18 protein-coding genes and 3 tRNA genes are annotated in these 21939 nt (G+C 54.4%); 20 read left to right on the top strand and 1 reads right to left on the bottom strand.

The features are described from left to right. The first annotated feature begins 214 nt into the window (after positions 1-214). From sucA to sucD, 4 genes are all read left to right on the top strand, one after another. On the top strand, positions 215-3022 hold the full coding sequence (gene sucA / locus L350_RS12790; protein ID WP_022647462.1) for a 2-oxoglutarate dehydrogenase E1 component: 2808 nt from the start codon (positions 215-217) through the stop codon (positions 3020-3022). A 14-nt stretch (positions 3023-3036) separates the two neighbouring features. Then, positions 3037-4263 carry a 2-oxoglutarate dehydrogenase complex dihydrolipoyllysine-residue succinyltransferase gene (odhB, locus tag L350_RS12795; RefSeq protein WP_023299612.1) on the top strand — a complete coding sequence of 409 codons (1227 nt, stop codon included), beginning with the start codon at positions 3037-3039 and terminating at the stop codon, positions 4261-4263. Positions 4264-4359: 96 nt separating this feature from the next. Then, positions 4360-5526, top strand: a complete 1167-nt coding sequence (sucC, locus tag L350_RS12800) for an ADP-forming succinate--CoA ligase subunit beta (RefSeq protein ID WP_022647464.1) — start codon at positions 4360-4362, stop codon at positions 5524-5526. Next, a complete protein-coding gene (gene sucD, locus L350_RS12805; RefSeq protein ID WP_006809578.1) occupies positions 5526-6395 on the top strand; it encodes a succinate--CoA ligase subunit alpha in 870 nt (289 codons plus the stop codon). The genes sucC and sucD overlap by 1 nt, the downstream gene beginning before the upstream one ends. 86 nt (positions 6396-6481) lie before the next feature. Here the strand turns inward: sucD and L350_RS12810 are convergent, their stop codons facing one another. Continuing rightward, complete coding sequence (locus L350_RS12810; protein ID WP_032624648.1) at positions 6482-7198, bottom strand: GntR family transcriptional regulator; 717 nt, start codon at positions 7196-7198, stop codon at positions 6482-6484. A 171-nt stretch (positions 7199-7369) separates the two neighbouring features. Between L350_RS12810 and mngA the strand changes: the two genes are divergently transcribed. From mngA to L350_RS12890, 16 genes are all read left to right on the top strand, one after another. Further along, positions 7370-9286 carry a PTS 2-O-a-mannosyl-D-glycerate transporter subunit IIABC gene (gene mngA / locus L350_RS12815; RefSeq protein ID WP_032624647.1) on the top strand — a complete coding sequence of 639 codons (1917 nt, stop codon included), beginning with the start codon at positions 7370-7372 and terminating at the stop codon, positions 9284-9286. A 23-nt stretch (positions 9287-9309) separates the two neighbouring features. Then, positions 9310-11946: a mannosylglycerate hydrolase gene (mngB, locus tag L350_RS12820; protein ID WP_032624646.1), complete on the top strand. Its 2637-nt coding sequence runs from the start codon at positions 9310-9312 to the stop codon at positions 11944-11946. Positions 11947-12627: 681 nt separating this feature from the next. After that, a complete protein-coding gene (gene cydA / locus L350_RS12825; protein WP_032624645.1) occupies positions 12628-14196 on the top strand; it encodes a cytochrome ubiquinol oxidase subunit I in 1569 nt (522 codons plus the stop codon). Between the two features lie 15 nt (positions 14197-14211). Beyond that, positions 14212-15351 carry a cytochrome d ubiquinol oxidase subunit II gene (gene cydB, locus L350_RS12830; protein ID WP_022647469.1) on the top strand — a complete coding sequence of 380 codons (1140 nt, stop codon included), beginning with the start codon at positions 14212-14214 and terminating at the stop codon, positions 15349-15351. Between the two features lie 14 nt (positions 15352-15365). Next, entirely contained in the window at positions 15366-15479 is a 114-nt protein-coding gene (gene cydX / locus L350_RS12835; RefSeq protein WP_014169181.1) for a cytochrome bd-I oxidase subunit CydX, read from the top strand. Beyond that, positions 15479-15769, top strand: a complete 291-nt coding sequence (ybgE, locus tag L350_RS12840) for a cyd operon protein YbgE (RefSeq protein WP_023305710.1) — start codon at positions 15479-15481, stop codon at positions 15767-15769. Before cydX ends, ybgE begins: the two co-directional genes overlap by 1 nt. 148 nt (positions 15770-15917) lie before the next feature. Next, positions 15918-16322: a tol-pal system-associated acyl-CoA thioesterase gene (ybgC, locus tag L350_RS12845; protein WP_003858593.1), complete on the top strand. Its 405-nt coding sequence runs from the start codon at positions 15918-15920 to the stop codon at positions 16320-16322. Next, positions 16319-17011: a Tol-Pal system protein TolQ gene (tolQ, locus tag L350_RS12850; RefSeq protein WP_022647470.1), complete on the top strand. Its 693-nt coding sequence runs from the start codon at positions 16319-16321 to the stop codon at positions 17009-17011. The genes ybgC and tolQ overlap by 4 nt, the downstream gene beginning before the upstream one ends. A gap of 3 nt (positions 17012-17014) precedes the next feature. Further along, positions 17015-17443, top strand: coding sequence for a colicin uptake protein TolR (gene tolR / locus L350_RS12855; protein WP_003858589.1), 429 nt, complete (start codon positions 17015-17017; stop codon positions 17441-17443). 28 nt (positions 17444-17471) lie between these two features. After that, positions 17472-18725: a cell envelope integrity protein TolA gene (gene tolA, locus L350_RS12860; protein WP_032624644.1), complete on the top strand. Its 1254-nt coding sequence runs from the start codon at positions 17472-17474 to the stop codon at positions 18723-18725. A 129-nt stretch (positions 18726-18854) separates the two neighbouring features. Continuing rightward, positions 18855-20147: a Tol-Pal system beta propeller repeat protein TolB gene (gene tolB, locus L350_RS12865; RefSeq protein ID WP_022647472.1), complete on the top strand. Its 1293-nt coding sequence runs from the start codon at positions 18855-18857 to the stop codon at positions 20145-20147. 34 nt (positions 20148-20181) lie between these two features. Further along, positions 20182-20703 carry a peptidoglycan-associated lipoprotein Pal gene (gene pal, locus L350_RS12870; RefSeq protein ID WP_003858578.1) on the top strand — a complete coding sequence of 174 codons (522 nt, stop codon included), beginning with the start codon at positions 20182-20184 and terminating at the stop codon, positions 20701-20703. A 9-nt stretch (positions 20704-20712) separates the two neighbouring features. After that, the gene (gene cpoB, locus L350_RS12875; protein ID WP_022647473.1) at positions 20713-21501 is read left to right on the top strand and encodes a cell division protein CpoB; all 789 of its coding nucleotides are present in this window, start codon (positions 20713-20715) and stop codon (positions 21499-21501) included. A gap of 161 nt (positions 21502-21662) precedes the next feature. Continuing rightward, positions 21663-21738: transfer RNA gene (locus L350_RS12880), tRNA-Lys, on the top strand. A gap of 27 nt (positions 21739-21765) precedes the next feature. Then, positions 21766-21841, top strand: a tRNA-Val gene (locus L350_RS12885). Positions 21842-21844: 3 nt separating this feature from the next. Continuing rightward, a tRNA-Lys gene (locus tag L350_RS12890) sits at positions 21845-21920 on the top strand. Positions 21921-21939: the final 19 nt, after the last annotated feature.

Here is a 21939-nt window from a genome sequence, read left to right as displayed (position 1 = left end):
CTTATCCGGCCTACGTAACAGTAGGCCCGGTAAGCGTAGCGCCACCGGGCAAATTGCAGAAACCTTTAAAAACTGCCCTGAAGTTTAGACAGTTTCTAAAGGTTCCTTCGCGGGCCAAATGAAAAGAGCTCGCAGGTGAACCCCGGCACGTACACGTGGTGTGCGTGGTAGTTTCTACGGCGAAAGTAAGCATAAAAATGCTTAAGGGATCACGATGCAGAACGGCGCAATGAAAGCCTGGCTGGACTCTTCTTACCTCTCTGGTTCAAACCAGAGCTGGATAGAACAGCTCTATGAAGACTTCTTAACCGATCCTGACTCAGTGGACGCAAACTGGCGTTCCATGTTCCAGCAGTTGCCTGGTACAGGGGTCAAACCGGATCAATTCCATTCAAAAACACGTGATTATTTCCGTCGTCTGGCGAAGGATGCCTCACGTTACTCTTCTGCGATTTCCGACCCTGACACCAATGCGAAGCAGGTAAAAGTCCTGCAGCTTATCAACGCTTATCGCTTCCGTGGTCACCAGCATGCGAATCTCGATCCGCTGGGACTGTGGCAGCAGGAACGTGTAGCGGATCTCGATCCGGCTTATCACGATCTGACCGAGGCCGATTTCCAGGAAAGCTTTAACGTAGGTTCCTTTGCCATCGGCAAAGACACGATGAAACTGGGCGATCTGATTGATGCGCTCAAGCAAACCTACTGCGGCTCCATCGGCGCGGAATATATGCACATTACCTCCACCGAAGAGAAACGCTGGATCCAGCAGCGTATCGAATCCGTGGCGGGTCACGCGAATTTCTCAGCAGACGAGAAAAAACGTTTCCTGAGCGAACTGACGGCAGCCGAAGGCCTTGAGCGCTATCTGGGCGCGAAATTCCCGGGCGCAAAACGCTTCTCACTGGAGGGCGGCGATGCGTTAGTCCCGATGCTGAAAGAGCTGATTCGTCATGCCGGTAAGAGCGGCACGCGCGAAGTGGTGCTGGGCATGGCGCACCGTGGCCGTCTGAACGTGCTGGTTAACGTGCTGGGTAAAAAACCGCAGGATCTGTTCGACGAATTTGCGGGTAAACATAAAGAGCACCTCGGCACCGGTGACGTGAAGTATCACATGGGCTTCTCGTCAGATATCGAAACCGAGGGCGGTCAGGTTCACCTGGCGCTGGCGTTTAACCCGTCGCACCTGGAAATCGTCAGCCCGGTGGTTATCGGTTCCGTGCGTGCGCGTCTGGATCGTCTGGACGAGCCGAGCAGCAATAAAGTGCTGCCAATCACCATTCACGGTGATGCGGCAGTCACAGGGCAGGGCGTGGTTCAGGAAACCCTGAACATGTCGAAAGCGCGTGGTTATGAAGTGGGCGGTACCGTTCGCATCGTAATCAACAATCAGGTGGGCTTCACCACCTCTAACCCGCTGGATGCGCGTTCTACCCCGTACTGCACCGACATCGGTAAAATGGTTCAGGCGCCAATCTTCCACGTAAACGCGGATGACCCGGAAGCCGTTGCTTTCGTTACCCGTCTGGCGCTGGACTTCCGTAACACCTTTAAGCGCGACGTGTTCATTGACCTCTTCTGCTACCGCCGTCACGGCCACAACGAAGCGGATGAGCCAAGTGCAACCCAGCCGCTGATGTACCAGAAAATCAAAAAACACCCGACGCCGCGTAAAATCTATGCTGACAAGCTGGAAAGCGAAAAAGTGGCGACGCTGGAAGATGCGACCGAAATGGTCAATCTTTATCGCGACGCGCTGGACGCGGGTGAATGCGTGGTCAAAGAGCTGCGCCCAATGAACATGCACTCCTTTACCTGGTCGCCGTACCTCAACCACGAGTGGGACGAGAGCTACCCGAACAAGGTTGAGATGAAGCGTTTGCAGGAGCTGGCTAAACGCATCAGCACCGTGCCGGAAGCGATCGAGATGCAATCCCGCGTGGCCAAGATCTATGGCGACCGCCAGGCCATGGCGGCGGGTGAAAAGCTGTTCGACTGGGGCGGCGCGGAAACGCTGGCCTATGCGACGCTGGTTGACGAAGGCATTCCGGTTCGTCTGTCCGGTGAAGATGCGGGTCGTGGCACCTTCTTCCACCGTCATGCGGTTGTACACAACCAGTCTAACGGTTCAACCTATACTCCGCTTCAGCACGTGCATAACGGTCAGGGCCAGTTCAAGGTCTGGGACTCCGTGCTGTCAGAAGAAGCGGTTCTGGCCTTCGAATACGGCTACGCCACCGCAGAACCCCGCACCCTGACTATCTGGGAAGCGCAGTTCGGTGACTTCGCCAACGGTGCGCAGGTCGTCATCGACCAGTTCATCTCCTCCGGTGAGCAGAAGTGGGGCCGTATGTGTGGTCTGGTGATGTTGCTGCCGCACGGCTATGAAGGACAAGGGCCGGAGCACTCCTCCGCGCGTCTGGAGCGTTATCTGCAACTCTGCGCCGAGCAGAACATGCAGGTCTGCGTGCCGTCCACCCCGGCTCAGGTGTACCACATGTTGCGTCGTCAGGCGCTGCGCGGTATGCGCCGTCCGCTGGTGGTCATGTCGCCAAAATCCCTGCTGCGTCATCCGCTGGCGGTTTCGAGCCTGGATGAACTGGCTAACGGCACCTTCCTGCCAGCCATCGGTGAAATTGACGAGCTGGATCCGCAGGCCGTTAAGCGTGTCGTAATGTGTTCTGGTAAGGTTTATTACGACCTGCTGGAACAGCGCCGTAAGAACGATCAGAAAGATGTCGCCATCGTGCGTATCGAGCAGCTTTATCCGTTCCCGCATCAGGCGATGCAGGAAGTACTGAAACAGTACGCTCACGTTCATGATTTTGTCTGGTGCCAGGAAGAGCCGCTCAACCAGGGCGCATGGTATTGCAGCCAGCATCATTTCCGTGAAGTGATTCCATTTGGGTCTGCCCTGCGTTATGCAGGTCGCCCGGCCTCCGCCTCTCCGGCGGTAGGGTATATGTCCGTTCACCAGAAGCAGCAACAAGATCTGGTCAATGACGCGCTGAACGTCGATTAATTAAAGGATACATAATGAGTAGCGTAGATATTCTTGTTCCCGACCTGCCTGAGTCCGTAGCAGATGCAACCGTCGCCACCTGGCACAAAAAACCAGGCGACGCGGTAACCCGTGACGAAGTGCTGGTAGAAATCGAAACTGACAAAGTGGTACTGGAAGTACCGGCTTCAGCGGATGGCATTCTGGATGCAGTCCTGGAAGACGAAGGTACGACCGTGACTTCTCGCCAGATCCTGGGTCGCCTGCGTGAAGGCAACAGCGCGGGCAAAGAGTCCAGCGCGAAATCTGAAGAGAAAGCGTCTACCCCAGCCCAGCGCCAGCAGGCGTCTCTGGAAGAGCAAACCAATGACGCGCTCAGCCCGGCGATCCGTCGCCTGCTGGCTGAGCACAGCCTCGATCCGGCAGCCATCAAAGGTACCGGCGTGGGTGGCCGTCTGACTCGCGAAGATATCGACAAGCATCTGGCAAAAGCGCCTTCAGAGGCGAAAGCGGAAGCGAAAGCCCCTGCGGCAGCACCAGCGGCACAGCCAGCTCTGGGCGCACGTAGCGAAAAACGCGTGCCGATGACCCGCCTGCGCAAGCGCGTGGCCGAGCGTCTGCTGGAAGCGAAAAACTCCACCGCGATGCTGACCACCTTCAACGAAGTCAACATGAAGCCAATCATGGACCTGCGCAAGCAGTACGGTGACGCGTTTGAAAAACGTCACGGTATCCGTCTGGGCTTCATGTCCTTCTACGTGAAAGCGGTAGTTGAAGCGCTGAAACGCTACCCGGAAGTGAACGCGTCTATCGATGGCGATGACGTGGTTTACCACAACTACTTCGACGTCAGCATGGCGGTTTCTACCCCACGCGGCCTGGTCACCCCGGTTCTGCGTGATGTGGACACCCTGGGTATGGCTGACATTGAGAAGAAAATCAAAGAGCTGGCCGTGAAAGGCCGCGACGGCAAGCTGACCGTTGAAGACCTGACCGGCGGTAACTTCACCATTACCAACGGTGGCGTGTTCGGCTCGCTGATGTCTACCCCGATCATCAACCCGCCGCAGAGCGCGATCCTGGGTATGCACGCCATTAAAGATCGTCCAATGGCGGTAGACGGTAAAGTTGAGATCCTGCCGATGATGTACCTGGCGCTCTCATACGATCACCGCCTGATCGACGGCCGCGAGTCCGTAGGCTTCCTGGTTGCCATTAAAGAGCTGCTGGAAGATCCAACGCGTCTGCTGCTGGACGTTTAGTAACTATTTAGCATCACCTGCCCTGTAGGCCGGATAAGCGTAGCGCCGGTCTACAGGTTTGAAGATAACGATTACCCTGAAGGATGGATAGAACACATGAACTTACATGAATATCAGGCCAAACAGCTGTTTGCCAGGTCAGGCTTACCGGCTCCGGTGGGTTATGCCTGTACTACCCCGCGTGAAGCAGAAGAAGCCGCATCTAAAATCGGTTCCGGCCCGTGGGTAGTTAAATGTCAGGTTCACGCTGGTGGCCGTGGTAAAGCGGGCGGTGTGAAGGTTGTTAAGAGCAAAGAAGAGATCCGTGCGTTTGCTGAACATTGGCTCGGCAAGCGTCTGGTAACCTACCAGACAGATGCGAATGGCCAGCCGGTCAACCAGATCCTGGTTGAAGCGGCAACCGACATCGCGAAAGAATTGTACCTCGGCGCAGTCGTAGACCGTAGCTCCCGTCGCGTGGTGTTCATGGCATCTACCGAAGGCGGCGTGGAAATCGAAAAAGTGGCGGAAGAGACCCCGCACCTGATCCACAAAGTGGCAATCGATCCGCTGGCGGGCCCAATGCCTTACCAGGGACGTGAGCTGGCGTTCAAACTGGGTCTGGAAGGCAAGCTGGTTCAGCAGTTCACCAAGATCTTCATGGGGCTGGCGACCATCTTCCTGGAGCGCGATCTGGCGCTGATCGAGATCAACCCGCTGGTGATCACCACCCAGGGCGACCTGATCTGCCTCGACGGCAAGCTGGGCGCTGACGGCAACGCGCTGTTCCGCCAGGCGGATCTGCGCGAAATGCGCGACCAGTCTCAGGAAGATCCGCGTGAAGCGCAGGCTGCCCAGTGGGAGCTGAACTACGTGGCGCTGGATGGCAACATCGGCTGCATGGTTAACGGTGCGGGCCTGGCAATGGGCACCATGGACATCGTTAAGCTGCACGGCGGTGAGCCAGCGAACTTCCTCGACGTGGGCGGTGGCGCAACCAAAGAGCGCGTAACCGAAGCGTTCAAAATCATTCTCTCTGACAGCAACGTAAAAGCGGTTCTGGTGAACATCTTCGGCGGTATCGTACGTTGCGACCTGATCGCCGACGGTATCATCGGCGCGGTAGGAGAAGTGGGCGTTAACGTTCCGGTTGTTGTACGTCTGGAAGGGAATAACGCTGAACTCGGCGCGAAAAAACTGGCTGACAGCGGCCTGAATATTATTGCAGCGAAAAGTCTGACGGATGCAGCTCAGCAGGTTGTTGCCGCAGTGGAGGGGAAATAATGTCCGTTTTAATTAATAAAGATACCAAGGTTATCTGCCAGGGCTTCACCGGTAGCCAGGGGACTTTCCACTCCGAACAGGCGATTGCCTACGGTACGCAGATGGTTGGCGGCGTAACGCCAGGTAAAGGCGGCACCACGCACCTGGGCCTGCCGGTGTTCAACACCGTGCGTGAAGCAGTAGAAGCGACGGGCGCAACCGCGACCGTGATCTACGTTCCAGCGCCGTTCTGTAAAGACTCTATTCTGGAAGCGATCGACGCAGGCATTAAGCTGATCATCACCATCACCGAAGGCATCCCGACGCTGGATATGCTGACCGTGAAGGTGAAGCTGGACGAAGCAGGCGTGCGCATGATCGGCCCGAACTGCCCAGGCGTTATCACCCCGGGCGAATGCAAAATCGGCATCATGCCGGGCCACATTCACAAACCGGGCAAAGTGGGCATCGTGTCCCGTTCCGGTACCCTGACCTATGAAGCAGTTAAGCAGACCACCGATTACGGCTTCGGCCAGTCCACCTGCGTGGGCATCGGCGGTGACCCGATCCCAGGCTCTAACTTCATCGACATCCTGAAGCTGTTCCAGGAAGATCCACAGACCGAAGCGATCGTGATGATCGGTGAGATCGGTGGTAGCGCGGAAGAAGAAGCGGCTGCTTACATCAAAGATCATGTGACCAAGCCGGTGGTGGGTTACATCGCGGGTGTGACCGCGCCGAAAGGCAAACGTATGGGTCACGCGGGTGCGATTATCGCTGGCGGTAAAGGTACGGCTGATGAGAAATTCGCAGCACTGGAAGCCGCAGGCGTGAAAACCGTTCGCAGCCTGGCGGATATCGGTGAAGCACTGAAATCCATCATTAAGTAAGTCCTCTCTGCTCCCCGAATGGGGCGCGTTGAAGTATAAAAAAATGTCCGTTTCGACATGGTTGGCCGCTGTAAAGCGGCCTTTTTTTATTGTCTGCGTTTAGCCACCAGAGTGAATTTATAGTCGTCGGTATTAAACACGTTGCGACTGTATTCAAATACCCGGCCGTCTTTCAGGAAGCCGCGGGAAACTTTTTCAAGAATTGGTTTTGCCGGATCGAGCGCCAGGGCGGCAATCGCCTCATCCGATGGCATGATGGGCACCAGCTCCTGCTCGCTGCGATCGATAACCAGCTTTTTGATCTGCTCAATGTAATGGTATTTCGACTGTTCCATTACTTCCCAGGTGAGGTCGGGGAACATCGCCAGCGGCATCCATGTCTCTTCCAGATTCACCGGCTTTTCCCTGATGAAGCGTACGCGCTTGACGTGCCAGACCTTATCATCCGGATTGAGCGCCAGTTTTGCCGCGAGCCGCTCATCGGCTTTCACCACTTCGAAGACGCTGACGTCGCTGTGCGTATCAACGTTGCGATCCGCCAGTTTTTCGTAAAAGCCGGTAAGCTGATAAATATCGTAATTCACCCGCTCCTCTTTTACATACGAGCCGCTGCCCTGAATGCTTTCGATGATCTGCTCGTCGGCGAGCAGCTTCAAAGCCTGCCGCACGGTGACACGGCTAACGTTAAATGCCTCCTGAAGGCTGGATTCCGTCGGCAGCGCGTCTCCGGGTTTTAATTCCCCGGCGTTAATCTTCTCGCGGAACGCATCGGCGATCTGCCGGTACATCGGTTTATTGCCCATTGTGTTACGCCTTTTTAATACCTTTTTAGGGGAATTATGCCTTCAGTGACTGATTTGTAAATAATACAAATTAAATACAAATATCATTGTTAGTGAAAATGATCACATAAATGTATTATCCAGTCTGCCACAATCCTCCCCAGACAATAACTTTGGATAGGTGAGGATCTTATGAACCTGACGACTCTGACCGACCCCCGTGCTGTCTGCGTGCAGGCGCAGTTTACCAGCCGTGATGAGGCAATCCGTCAGCTTGCGACGCGGCTGGTAGCGTTGGGCAAAATAGCCGACGCCGATACGTTTCTGGCAGAGGTTTTCCATCGCGAATCGCTTGGCCCGACGGCGCTGGGCGAGGGGCTGGCCGTACCCCATGGTAAATCAGCGGCAGTAAAGGAAGCGGCTTTTGCCGTGGCAACACTGCGCGAGCCGCTGGCCTGGGAAGGCGTGGACGGACCGGAGGAGGTCGAGCTGATTTTTTTGCTCGCCATTCCTCCCGCACAAGCGGGATCAACGCATATTCAGGTGCTGACGGAACTGACGTCCCGCCTGGCGGATGACGATCTCAGGGCGCACGTGATGACGGCGACCAGCGCGGAAGCGGTGCTTGCTGCGCTGGAAACGGCGCCTGAGGCGCAAGAAACCGCCGTCGCAGAGAATGCCCCGACGATCGTCTGCGTTACCGCCTGTCCGGCCGGGATCGCCCATACCTACATGGCAGCGGAATATCTCGAAAAAGCGGGACGTAAGCTCGGCGTCAATGTAGTGGTCGAAAAGCAGGGGGCAAACGGTATTGAGGGGCGCATCACCGCGCAGCATTTGCAGGAGGCAAAAGCGTGTATCTTCGCGGCGGAAGTGGCGATCAAAGAGCGTGAGCGTTTTCAGGGGATCCCCGCCATTTCCGTGCCCGTCGCGGAACCCTTGCGCCATGCGGAAGCGCTCATTGAGCGTGCGCTGGCGCTACAGCCTGTATCCGATGCGCGTCCTGCGCATGTCGACTCGGACGCGAAAAAGTCCGTTAAAACCGAACTCAAGCAAGCGCTGCTCAGCGGTATCTCCTTTGCGGTGCCGCTGATTGTCGCTGGCGGCACGGTGCTGGCCGTGTCGGTACTGCTGGCGCAAATCCTGGGCTTGCAGCACCTGTTCGATCAGGAAAACTCGTGGCTGTGGATGTACCGCAAACTGGGCGGTGGGATGCTCGGCATTCTGATGGTCCCTGTTCTGGCGGCCTATACCGCTTACTCGCTGGCGGATAAACCTGCGCTTACGCCGGGCTTTGCGGCGGGTCTTGCCGCCAATATGATCGGCTCCGGCTTTCTGGGGGCCATCGTCGGCGGGCTGATTGCGGGCTACCTGATGCGCTGGGTGAAAAACCACATCCGGCTGAGTAGCCGCTACAACGGCTTTCTGACTTTTTATCTCTATCCGGTGATTGGCGTACTGGGTGCAGGCAGCCTGATGCTGTTTGTGATCGGCGAACCGGTGGCCTGGATCAATAACGCCCTGACCGCCTGGCTTAATGGTCTCTCCGGCGCGAACGCGCTGCTGCTGGGGGCAATCCTGGGCTTTATGTGCTCGTTCGATCTGGGCGGTCCGGTCAATAAAGCCTCTTACGCGTTCTGTCTGGGCGCGATGGCCAACGGCGTATACGGGCCTTATGCGATCTTCGCCTCCGTCAAAATGGTTTCGGCCTTTACCGTGACGGCATCAACGATGCTGGCTCCGAATCTGTTTAAACAGTTCGAAATTGAGACCGGCAAATCCACCTGGCTGCTGGGGCTGGCGGGCATCACCGAAGGGGCAATTCCGATGGCTATCGAGGATCCGTTGCGAGTCATCGGCTCATTTGTTCTGGGGTCAATGGCGACCGGAGCGATTGTCGGAGCGATGGGTATTGGGCTCTCCACCCCGGGCGCGGGCATTTTCTCTCTCTTCTTACTGCATGATGCCGGGCTGGGCGGCGTGATAGCCGCTGCCGGCTGGTTTGGCGCCGCGCTGGTGGGCGCCGCAATCTCTACGCTCATTTTACTGCTCTGGCGACGCCTGGCCGTGAAGAGCGGTACCTACGTGACTGAAGACATACCATCCTAAACACGCACTGACAGGAAACGAAGATGAAAGCTGTATCTCGCGTTCATATCACGCCACATATGCACTGGGACCGGGAGTGGTACTTCACCACCGAAGCGTCACGTATTCTTCTGGTCAATAATATGGAAGAGATCCTCACCCGTCTTGAGCAGGACGCAGAGTATAAATACTACGTTCTCGACGGCCAGACGGCGGTGCTGGAAGATTATTTTGCCGTGAAACCGGAAAACAGGCCACGCGTGAAGGCGCTGGTGGCGGCCGGGAAGCTGATTATCGGGCCGTGGTATACCCAGACGGACACCACCCTTGTCTCCGGCGAGTCGATTGTGCGCAATCTGATGTACGGCATGCGCGACTGTCTGGCCTTTGGCGAGCCGATGAAAATTGGCTATCTGCCGGACTCCTTCGGCATGTCTTCCCAGCTGCCACACATTTACAACGGTTTTGGCATCACGCGCACCATGTTCTGGCGCGGCTGTTCCGAGCGGCACGGTACCGATAAAACCGAATTTCTCTGGCAAAGCCAGGACGGCAGCGAAGTGACGGCACAGGTGCTGCCGCTGGGCTACGCGATTGGTAAGTACTTACCGGAGGATGAAGCCGGACTGCGCAAACGGCTCGACAACTACTTCGAGGTGCTCGAAAAAGCCTCCGTGACGAAAGAAATTTTGCTGCCTAACGGCCATGATCAGATGCCGCTCCAGCAGAACATATTTGCGGTGATGGATAAGCTGCGCAAAATCTATCCGCAGCGTCAGTTTGTGATGAGCCGCTTCGAGGAGGTGTTTGACCATATCGATGCGCACCGCGATGAACTGGCGACGCTGAAAGGGGAATTTATTGACGGTAAATATATGCGGGTGCACCGGACGATCGGCTCCACGCGGATGGACATCAAAATCGCCCACGCCCGGATAGAGAATAAAATCGTCAACGTCCTCGAGCCGTTGGCTACGCTTGCCTGGACGCTGGGCTTTGACTATCACCACGGCTTGCTGGAAAAAATGTGGAAAGAGATCCTCAAGAATCACGCCCACGACAGTATCGGCTGCTGCTGCAGCGATAAAGTGCATCGCGAGGTGATGTCACGCTTTGAGCTGGCGGAAGACATGGCCGATAACCTGACGTGCTTCTATATGCGCAAGATTGTCGACAACATGCCGCAGAGCGAGGAAGACAAACTGGTGATGTTTAACCTCACGCCCTGGCCGCGTGAGGAAGTAATCAACACCACGATACGTCTGCGCGCCAGCCAGTTCCGCCTGTTGGACGAAAAGGGAAATGAAATCCCTTATTATCTCCGCAGCGCGCGTGAGATAGACCCCGGGCTGATTGACCGGCAGATAGTGCATTACGGCAACTACGATCCCTTCATGGAGTTTGACATCCAGCTCACCCAGATCCTGCCATCTATGGGTTACCGCACGCTCTATATCGAGCCGCACGTGGCCGGCAAACTGCAGACGCCAAATAAATCGCCGGAGGCGTTACTGGAAAATGCTTTCTGGGAAGTAACGTTAAACGAGGACGGTACTTTGCGTCTGCTCGATAAAGCGTCCGGGCTTATCTATGACCGCGCGCTGGAAATTGAAGAGAGCTCGGATGATGGCGATGAGTACGACTACTCGCCTTCACGGGAAGAGTGGAGACTCTCTTCCGCGCAGGGCGAACATGAGGTTGAGGTGATCCACGAGGCCTGGCAGAGCAGGGCGGTGATCCGCCATCGAATGGCGGTGCCAGCGGATCTCGCTGAACGTTCTGCGCGTCAGCAGACGGGAACGCTTGAGGCAGAACTCACGGTCACGCTCAGCCATAACAGCCGACGTATCGACGTCGAGGCACGTCTCGGAAATCACGCGGATGACCACCGTGTGCGGGTGCTGATCCCGACACCATTCACCACAGAGACGGTCTTAGCCGATACCCAGTTTGGTTCGCTGACGCGCCCTGTACAGGATGAAGCGATGGCAGACTGGCAGGAGGAGGGATGGAAGGAAGCGCCGCTGCCGGTGTGGAATCTGCTCAACTACGCGGTGCTCCAGGAACGGCGTAACGGGATGGCGCTATTTACCGAAGGGTTGCGCGAATTTGAAGTAACAGGTGAGCGTCAAAACACGTTTGCCCTGACGTTGCTTCGCGGCGTCGGGTTGCTTGGGAAGGAAGACTTACTTCTGCGCCCTGGCAGACCGTCCGGGATCAAAATGCCGGTGCCTGATTCGCAGATGCGGGGTCAGTTAACCTGTCGCTTTAGCCTGTTCAGTTTTAATGGTACGCCCGTCAGTGCTGGCGTTGCGCAGCAGGCGAAGTCGTGGTTAACGCCAGTGCACTGTTATAACAAAATTCCGTGGGATGCGATGAAGCTTAACCGTGCCTCTTTCACCACACCCTGTAGCTATAGCCTGCTAACGCTGGCGCCTAACGGATGTGTACTCAGTGCGCTGAAAAAAGCGGAGGATCGTGACGAGATGATTCTTCGTCTGTACAACCCTTCGGAGACCCGCTCCTGTGACGTGGCTTTGTCTGTGAACCGTGAGGTCCAGGCCTGTTGCGAAACGGACATGAATGAGGTGTGCAAAGCGCAAGGGGAGGAGGGCTCAGCCATTACGGGGCCTTTCAGGCCAGGCCAGTCACGCACCTTCAGCATAAAAATTGAAAGGTAATCTCAAGAACAATATCAAGGCCGCATCCCCTGCGGCCTTTATTTCATCAAATAGTCACTAAAGGGTGTTAATTTTAAGATTAGCGAAGGTGAATGAAATGTAATCTTTTAGGCGGGTAGTAAAACGAAAGAAAAATACTGTGAAGCGGATAACATTATATGTTTCTCTTCCTGCAAAAAGGTCTTTTTTCACACGCGTTAATAAAAATCACAACTGTTTATATTATCTTCTGGCTTTTATAACCATTAATGCCTTTAAATATACATGTTATTAACAAGGTTTTTACTATCCATGTCACAAAGAAACATCATTAACAGTGCCGGCTGTTTTTGATTTAAATCAATGTTTAATCCTTGGAAAAAGGCTCCAAAAGGCGTTAAATTGTTCCCGATCAAAATGGCCGAAAAGTGGTTATTTTGCTATAAATTGATCGCCGTCGAAAAACGTAAATCTGTTCGAATAAAAACCTGTTTATTGTAAGGGTTTTGCAGCGTATTATATTTACGGGATCAATTTGGTTTTTTCTTAACGTATTTGTAACCTTTCATCATTGCTTTTTCCTCCTGTAGAGAATAAGCAACGAAGAAGGGAAGCAGATAACTTTGTATTGGGGCATGCGTGTGGATCCTTATCTAACGGGGTTCACTCTCGGAGTCTTCATGCGATGAGCAAGGAGTCATAATGTTAGACGTAGTCGAACTGTCGCGCTTACAGTTTGCCTTGACCGCGATGTACCACTTCCTTTTTGTGCCGCTGACGCTCGGTATGGCGTTCCTGCTGGCCATCATGGAAACGGTTTACGTCCTCTCCGGCAAACAGATTTATAAAGATATGACCAAGTTCTGGGGCAAGTTGTTTGGTATCAACTTTGCGCTGGGCGTGGCAACCGGTCTGACCATGGAGTTCCAGTTCGGGACAAACTGGTCTTACTATTCCCACTATGTAGGGGATATTTTCGGTGCGCCGCTGGCCATTGAAGGTCTGATGGCCTTCTTCCTCGAATCCACCTTTGTAGGTCTGTTCTTCTTCGGTTGGGACCGTCTGGGTAAAGTCCAGCATATGGCGGTAACCTGGCTGGTGGCATTAGGCTCCAACTTGTCCGCACTGTGGATCCTGGTGGCGAACGGCTGGATGCAAAACCCAATCGCATCTGATTTCAACTTCGAAACCATGCGTATGGAGATGGTCAGCTTCGCTGAGCTAGTCCTGAACCCGGTTGCCCAGGTTAAATTCGTGCACACCGTGGCGTCTGGCTATGTGTGCGGCGCGATGTTCGTGCTGGGCATCAGCTCCTACTATATGCTGCGCGGCCGTGACTTCGCGTTCGCCAAGCGTTCTTTCGCTATCGCAGCAAGCTTCGGTATGGCCGCGATTCTGTCCGTTATTGTTCTGGGTGATGAATCCGGTTACGAAATGGGTGACGTGCAGAAAACCAAACTCGCCGCAATTGAAGCTGAATGGGAAACCCAGCCGGCACCGGCAGCGTTTACCCTGTTCGGCGTGCCTGACCAGGAAGCGCAGGAAAACCGCTTCGCCATTCAAATTCCTTACGCTCTGGGTATTATCGCCACGCGCTCCGTCGACAAACAGGTGACTGGCCTGAAAGATCTGATGGTGCAGCATGAAGAGCGTATCCGTAACGGGATGAAAGCCTACTCGCTGCTGGAACAGCTGCGCGCCGGCTCTACCGACCAGGCCGTTCGCGATCAATTTAACGACGTGAAGAAAGACCTCGGTTACGGTCTGCTGCTGAAACGCTATACCCCGAACGTCTCCGACGCGACGGAAGCGCAGATTCAGATGGCAACCAAAGACTCTATTCCACGCGTTGCGCCGCTGTACTTCGCGTTCCGCATCATGGTGGGTTGCGGCATTATCATGCTGCTGATCATCGCGGCCTCGTTCTGGTCAGTCATTCGTAACCGTATCGGTGAGAAAAAATGGCTGCTGCGCACCGCGCTGTACGGTATCCCACTGCCATGGATTGCTATCGAGTCCGGCTGGTTTGTTGCGGAATATGGCCGTCAGCCATGGGCGATCGGTGAGGTGCTGCCAACAGCGGTAGCGAACTCCTCCCTGACCGCAGGCGACCTGATCTTCTCCATGCTGCTGATTTGCGGTCTGTACACCCTGTTCCTGGTGGCTGAACTGTTCCTGATGTTCAAGTTCGCGCGCCTTGGCCCAAGCAGCCTGAAAACCGGTCGCTACCACTACGAGCAGTCTGTTACGACTACTCAGCCGGCACGCTAAGACAGGAGTCATCAAATGATCGATTATGAAGTATTGCGTTTTATCTGGTGGCTGTTGATCGGCGTTCTGCTGATTGGTTTTGCGGTCACCGATGGTTTCGATATGGGCGTGGGCATGCTCACCCGTTTCCTCGGTCGTAATGACACCGAGCGTCGAATCATGATCAACTCCATCGCCCCGCACTGGGACGGTAACCAGGTGTGGCTGATCACCGCAGGCGGCGCGCTGTTCGCTGCCTGGCCGATGGTTTACGCGGCTGCGTTCTCCGGCTTCTATGTGGCGATGATTCTGGTGCTGGCCTCTTTATTCTTCCGTCCGGTAGGTTTTGACTACCGCTCCAAGATTGAAGACACCCGCTGGCGTAACATGTGGGACTGGGGCATCTTCATTGGTAGCTTCGTTCCACCGCTGGTCATTGGTGTGGCGTTCGGTAACCTGTTACAGGGCGTACCGTTCCACGTCGACGAATATATGCGTCTGTTCTACACCGGTAACTTCTTCCAGCTGCTGAATCCGTTTGGTCTTCTGGCGGGCGTGGTGAGCGTGGCGATGATCATCACCCAGGGCGCAACCTATCTCCAGATGCGTACCGTAGGTGAACTGCACCTGCGTTCCCGTGCGACCGCTCAGGTGGCGGCGCTGGTGACGCTGGTCTGCTTCGCGCTGGCAGGCGTGTGGGTCGTGTACGGTATTGATGGCTACGTGGTGACCTCCGCCATTAACCATACCGCACCGTCTAACCCGTTGACCAAAGAGGTGGCGCGTCAGGCTGGCGCATGGCTGGTGAACTTCAACAATATGCCTGCGCTGTGGGCTATCCCTGCTCTGGGTGTGCTGCTGCCACTGCTGACAGTGTTAATGTCTCGTCTGGAGAAAGGCGCTATGGCGTTCGTGTTCTCTTCCCTGACGCTTGCGTGCATTATCCTGACGGCAGGTATTGCTATGTTCCCATTCGTGATGCCATCCAGCACCATGATGAATGCTAGCCTGACCATGTGGGATGCAACGTCCAGCCAGTTGACGTTGAACCTGATGACGTACGTTGCTTGCGTGTTCGTGCCGATTATCCTGCTCTACACCGCCTGGTGTTACTGGAAAATGTTCGGTCGCATCACTAAAGAACATATCGAAAGCAACACCCACTCTATGTATTAAGTAAGGAGCTGAATATGTGGTATTTCGCATGGATTTTAGGGACGCTTCTTGCCTGTGCATTTGGTGTCATCACTGCCCTGGCGCTTGAGCATGTAGAAGCGTCTAAAGCAGGTGAAGATAAGCACTAATGAATATTATCGCAACGTTATATGCGGTAATGGACAAGCGCCCCCTGCGGGCGCTTTCCCTCATTATGGCATTACTGCTGGCGGGCTGTATCTTCTGGGACCCGTCGCGCTTCGCGGCTAAAACCAGCGAGCTTGAGATCTGGCACGGCTTCCTGATTATGTGGGCGGTGTGTGCAGGTGTGATTCACGGTGTCGGCTTTCATCCGAAAGCGCTTCACTGGCAGGGTATCTTCTGCCCGCTGATTGCCGATCTGGTTCTTCTCGCCGGTTTGATTTTCTTCTTCTTCTGAATAAGAAATGTCCGTTAATGATATGGGCTTACCCGAGCCCATAAAAATTTACTCTCCGTTTACTTTCCCCCATTCCAAACCATCATTCCCGCGCGTATAGTAGCGAAGTTTGAAAGCTCCAACTTTTCTTGTATTACCGGGATGTAAAGTGAATACAACGCTGTTTCGATGGCCGGTACGTGTCTATTACGAAGATACCGATGCCGGTGGTGTGGTCTACCACGCCAGCTACGTTGCTTTTTATGAACGGGCACGCACAGAGATGCTGCGCCATCATCACTTTAGTCAACAGGTGCTGTTGGCTGAGCGAGTTGCCTTCGTGGTACGCAAGATGACGCTTGAGTATTTTGCGCCTGCCAGACTCGACGATATGCTCGAAGTCCAAACAGAAATTACATCAATGCGCGGAACTTCACTGGTTTTCACGCAGCGGATAGTCAATGCAGAGAACACGGTACTGAACTCAGCTGAAGTCCTGATTGTCTGTGTTGATCCAACCATAATGAAGCCTCGTGCGCTTCCTAAGTCTATTGTCGCGGAGTTTAAGCAGTGACTGACATGAATATCCTTGATTTGTTCCTGAAGGCAAGCCTTCTGGTTAAACTTATCATGTTGATTTTGATTGGTTTTTCAATCGCATCCTGGGCCATCATCATCCAGAGAACGCGTATCCTCAATGCCGCTGGCCGCGAAGCCGAAGCGTTTGAAGATAAGTTCTGGTCGGGTATAGAGCTTTCTCGTCTCTATCAGGAAAGCCAGGGACGCCGTGATAACCTTTCAGGCTCCGAACAAATTTTTTATAGTGGTTTCAAAGAGTTCGCTCGCTTACACCGTGCTAACAACCATGCGCCGGAAGCCGTGGTAGAAGGTGCGTCGCGTGCGATGCGCATCTCCATGAATCGTGAACTGGAAAATCTTGAAACGCATATTCCTTTCCTCGGTACCGTTGGCTCCATCAGCCCGTATATCGGCCTGTTTGGTACGGTGTGGGGGATCATGCACGCCTTTATTGCCCTGGGGGCGGTGAAGCAGGCAACCTTGCAGATGGTGGCACCCGGTATCGCAGAAGCACTGATCGCGACCGCAATCGGTCTGTTCGCGGCAATTCCGGCGGTAATGGCGTACAACCGTTTGAACCAGCGCGTGAATAAACTGGAACTGAACTACGACAACTTTATGGAAGAGTTCACCGCGATTCTGCATCGTCAGGCGTTTACCAGCACCGAGAGCAACAAGGGGTAAACCATGGCCAGATCGCGTGGACGAGGTCGTCGCGAGCTCAAGTCCGAAATCAATATCGTTCCGTTACTGGACGTGCTGCTGGTGCTGCTGCTGATCTTTATGGCGACAGCGCCCATCATCACCCAGAGCGTGGAAGTGGATCTGCCGGATGCGACAGAATCACAGGCGGTAAGCACCAATGACGATCCTCCGGTCATCATTGAGGTTTCCGGCGTAGGGCAGTACAGCGTGGTGGTAGAGAAAGATCGTATGGATCAGCTTCCGCCCGAGCAGGTTATTGCTGAAGCGCAACGACGCCTGGAGTCAAATCCGAAGACGGTCTTCTTAATCGGTGGTGCGAAAGACGTACCATATGATGAAATTATCAAAGCGCTGAACTTGCTACATAGCGCGGGCGTTAAGTCAGTTGGCTTAATGACTCAGCCTATTTGATCATCTGCGTAGTTTTTGGGAACCGATAGTGTCAAAGGCAACCGAACAGAACGACAAGCTTAAGCGAGCGATAATCGTCTCCGCAGTGCTGCACGTGATTCTTTTTGCAGCGCTGATCTGGAGTTCGTTCGATGAGCACCTTGATGCATCAGGCGGCGGTGGGGGCTCGTCCATCGACGCCGTCATGGTGGATCCCGGTGCGGTAGTGCAGAACTATAATCGCCAGCAACAGCAGCAGGCGAGTGCAAAACGTGCGGAAGAACAGCGTGAAAAACAGGCGCAACAGCAGGCGGAAGAGCTACTTGAAAAGCAGGCCGCCGAGCAGGAACGTTTGAAGCAGCTTGAGAAAGAGCGTTTGCAGGCGCAGGAAGCCGCGAAAGAGCAGGCGGAGCAGCAGAAACAGGCTGAAGCCGCAGCGAAGAAAGCGCAGGAACAGCAGAAGCAGGCGGAGGAGGCGGCAGCCAAAGCCGCAGCAGACGCTAAGGCGCAGGCAGATGCTCAGGCGAAAGTAGCCGCAGAAGCAGCGAAAAAAGCCGCTGCTGACGCGCAGAAGAAGGCCGAAGCAGAAGCCGCGAAGAAAGCCGCTGCTGATGCGAAGAAGAAAGCGGAAGCCGAAGCCGCGAAAAAAGCCGCTGCTGACGCACAGAAGAAAGCCGAAGCAGAAGCCGCGAAGAAAGCCGCTCAGGAAGCAGAGAAAAAAGCGGCCGCCGAAGCGGCGAAGAAAGCGGCTGCCGCTGAGAAAGCTGCGGCAGAAAAAGCCGCCGCTGCGGAAAAAGCCGCTGCTGATAAAAAAGCTGCAGCTGAGAAAGCCGCTGCCGATAAGAAAGCAGCAGCCGAAAAAGCCGCTGCTAAAAAGGCCGCTGCCGCTGAGAAAGCTGCCGCAGCCGCAGGAGTTGACGATCTGCTGGGCGACCTGAGTTCCGGTAAGAATGCACCGAAAACGGGCGGTGGGGCGAAAGGAAATGGACAGCCGTCAAAAGACAGCGGTACCTCCGGAGCCAACGGTGGGGCAACAGGTGCAGATATCAGTGCTTATGCCAAACAGATCCAGGTTGCGATTCAGAGCCGACTCTTTGATGCAGGCCTGTATCAGGGCAAGCAATGCGTACTGCACATCAATCTTGCGCCAGACGGCAGGTTGAAAAGCGTGACGTCTGAAGGGGGCGATCCTGCGCTCTGTCAGGCTGCGCTGGCCGCAGCCAGATCGGCGAACATTCCTAAACCGCCTAGCGAGGCTGTTTATGAAAGGATAAAAGATGCCAAACTGGACTTTAAGCTGTAATCAACTCTTCTAACGGAAGTATGAAAAACAGTCTATGGTCGTAAACAGGATAAGTAGTTTTGTCTATTTGGGTTTGTTAACATTCTGCTAAATTATCGTGGGTAAGGTTACCCAGATAAGGGAGATATGATGAAGCAGGCATTACGTGTAGCAGTTAGTTTTTTAATGCTGTGGGCAGCTGTACTGCACGCAGAAGTACGTATCGAGATCACCCAGGGGGTGGACTCGGCGCGTCCGATTGGTGTCGTTCCGTTCCAGTGGGCAGGCCCGGGCGCTGCGCCTGAAGATATTGGCGGCATTGTTGCAGCTGACCTGCGTAACAGCGGTAAATTTAACCCATTAGATCGTTCCCGCCTGCCTCAGCAGCCGGGTACTGCGCAGGACGTTCAGCCTGCTGCATGGTCTGCGCTGGGTATTGATGCGGTAGTTGTCGGTCAGGTTACGCCTGCACCAGACGGCGGCTATAACGTTGCGTATCAGCTGGTTGATACCGGCGGTGCGCCGGGTACCGTTCTGGCTCAGAACACGTATAAAGTGAACAAGCAGTGGCTGCGCTACGCTGGCCATACGGCGAGTGACGAAGTGTTTGAGAAGCTGACCGGTATTAAAGGTGCGTTCCGTACCCGTATCGCGTACGTGGTACAGACCAACGGCGGCCAGTTCCCTTATGAGCTGCGCGTCTCTGACTACGATGGTTACAACCAGTTCACCGTACACCGTTCACCGCAGCCGCTGATGTCTCCGGCATGGTCTCCGGACGGCTCTAAGCTGGCGTATGTCACCTTCGAAAGCGGCCGCTCCGCGCTGGTCATCCAGACGCTCTCTAACGGTGCTGTTCGTCAGGTTGCGTCATTCCCACGTCACAACGGTGCACCTGCGTTCTCTCCGGACGGTACCAAACTGGCCTTTGCCCTGTCTAAAACCGGTAGCCTGAACCTGTACGTAATGGATATTGGTTCTGGTCAGATCCGTCAGGTCACGGATGGTCGTAGCAATAACACTGAACCAACCTGGTTCCCGGACAGCCAGAATCTGGCCTTTACGTCCGACCAGGCAGGTCGTCCACAAGTTTATAAAGTGAATATCAACGGCGGAGCAGCGCAGCGTATTACCTGGGAAGGTTCTCAGAACCAGGATGCTGACGTCAGTGCCGATGGTAAAACAATGGTAATGGTCAGCACTGCGGGTGGTCAGCAGCACATTGCCAAACAAGATCTGGTAACGGGAGGCGTACAAATACTGTCGTCAACGTTCCTGGATGAAACGCCAAGTCTGGCACCTAACGGCACCATGGTAATCTACAGCTCTTCTCAGGGGATGGGATCCGTGCTGAATCTGGTTTCTACAGATGGGCGTTTCAAAGCGCGTCTTCCGGCAACTGATGGACAGGTAAAATCACCTGCCTGGTCGCCGTATCTGTAATAATAATTAATTGATTACTAAAGGAATCTTAGAAATGCAACTGAACAAAGTGCTGAAGGGGCTGATGATCGCTCTGCCTGTTATGGCAATCGCAGCGTGTTCTTCTAACAAGAACGCAAGCAATGACCAGAGCGGCGAAGGCATGATGGGTGCCGGCACCGGTATGGACGCTAACGGCAATGGCAATATGTCTTCTGAAGAGCAAGCGCGTCTTCAGATGCAGCAGTTACAGCAGAACAACATCGTTTACTTCGATCTGGATAAATACGACATCCGTTCTGACTTCGCTGCGATGCTGGATGCGCACGCAAACTTCCTGCGTAGCAACCCGTCTTACAAAGTCACCGTAGAAGGTCACGCGGACGAACGTGGTACTCCGGAGTACAACATCTCCCTGGGTGAACGTCGTGCAAACGCTGTTAAAATGTATTTGCAGGGTAAAGGCGTTTCTGCTGACCAGATCTCCATCGTTTCTTACGGTAAAGAAAAACCAGCAGTACTGGGTCACGACGAAGCGGCTTACTCCAAAAACCGTCGTGCCGTACTCGTTTACTAAGAGAATTGCATGAGCAGTAACTTCAGACATCATCTGATGAGTCTGTCGTTACTGGTTGGAATAGCGGCCCCCTGGGCCGCTTTTGCTCAGGCACCAATCAGTAGTGTCGGCTCAGGCTCGGTAGAAGACCGGGTCACTCAACTCGAGCGTATCTCTAACGCTCACAGCCAGCTTTTAACTCAACTCCAGCAGCAACTTTCTGACAACCAGAACGATATCGATTCCCTTCGTGGTCAGATCCAGGAGAGTCAGTATCAGCTTAATCAGGTTGTGGAACGCCAGAAGCAAATCTTGTCGCAGATGGATAGCCTGAGCAGCGGCGGTGCGGCTGCACAGCCCGCAGCAGGCGATCAAAGCGGTGCGGCGACGCCTGCACCTGCGGCAGATGCCTCCGCGTCGTCTGGAGCGCCTGTACAAAGCGGTGACGCGAATACGGACTATAACGCGGCCATTGCCCTGGTACAGGACAAATCGCGCCAGGACGATGCTATCGTTGCGTTTCAGAACTTCGTTAAGAAGTACCCTGATTCTACTTATCAGCCAAATGCGAACTACTGGCTGGGTCAGTTGAATTACAACAAGGGTAAAAAGGATGATGCGGCGTTTTATTTTGCCTCTGTGGTGAAAAATTACCCGAAATCACCGAAAGCGCCGGATGCGATGTATAAAGTCGGCGTGATCATGCAGGACAAAGGCGACACTGCAAAAGCCAAAGCGGTTTATCAGCAGGTGGTTGCGAAATTCCCGGGTACAGACGGCGCCAAACAAGCGCAAAAACGTTTGAGTTCGATGGGTTGATTATCGCATGACCAGAAATCGCGTTATTTCTGGTCGTGCAGCATGATTCCTAAGCAGTTAAGTGATCTTCATCGAAATTTTTGTTGCGCAGAATTCTTAAATCAGTAATATATGCCGCCGTTGCCACGGGATATCAAACAACGTGAAAGCAGCGCAAAAGTGGGTCGTTAGCTCAGTTGGTAGAGCAGTTGACTTTTAATCAATTGGTCGCAGGTTCGAATCCTGCACGACCCACCACTTAAAGCAGTTCCGGCAGTACAGAGTGGGTGATTAGCTCAGTTGGTAGAGCATCTCCTTTACACGGAGGGGGTCGGCGGTTCGAGCCCGTCATCACCCACCACTCGGGTCGTTAGCTCAGTTGGTAGAGCAGTTGACTTTTAATCAATTGGTCGCAGGTTCGAATCCTGCACGACCCACCAATTTTATTGGTTCCGAGTG

Source organism: Enterobacter sp. MGH 4 (genome assembly GCF_000534735.1).
GTDB classification, from domain to species: Bacteria; Pseudomonadota; Gammaproteobacteria; order Enterobacterales; family Enterobacteriaceae; genus Enterobacter; species Enterobacter intestinihominis.
The sequence above is the reverse complement of the archived record's forward strand: the minus strand, read 5'-3'. Positions and strand labels throughout refer to the sequence as shown.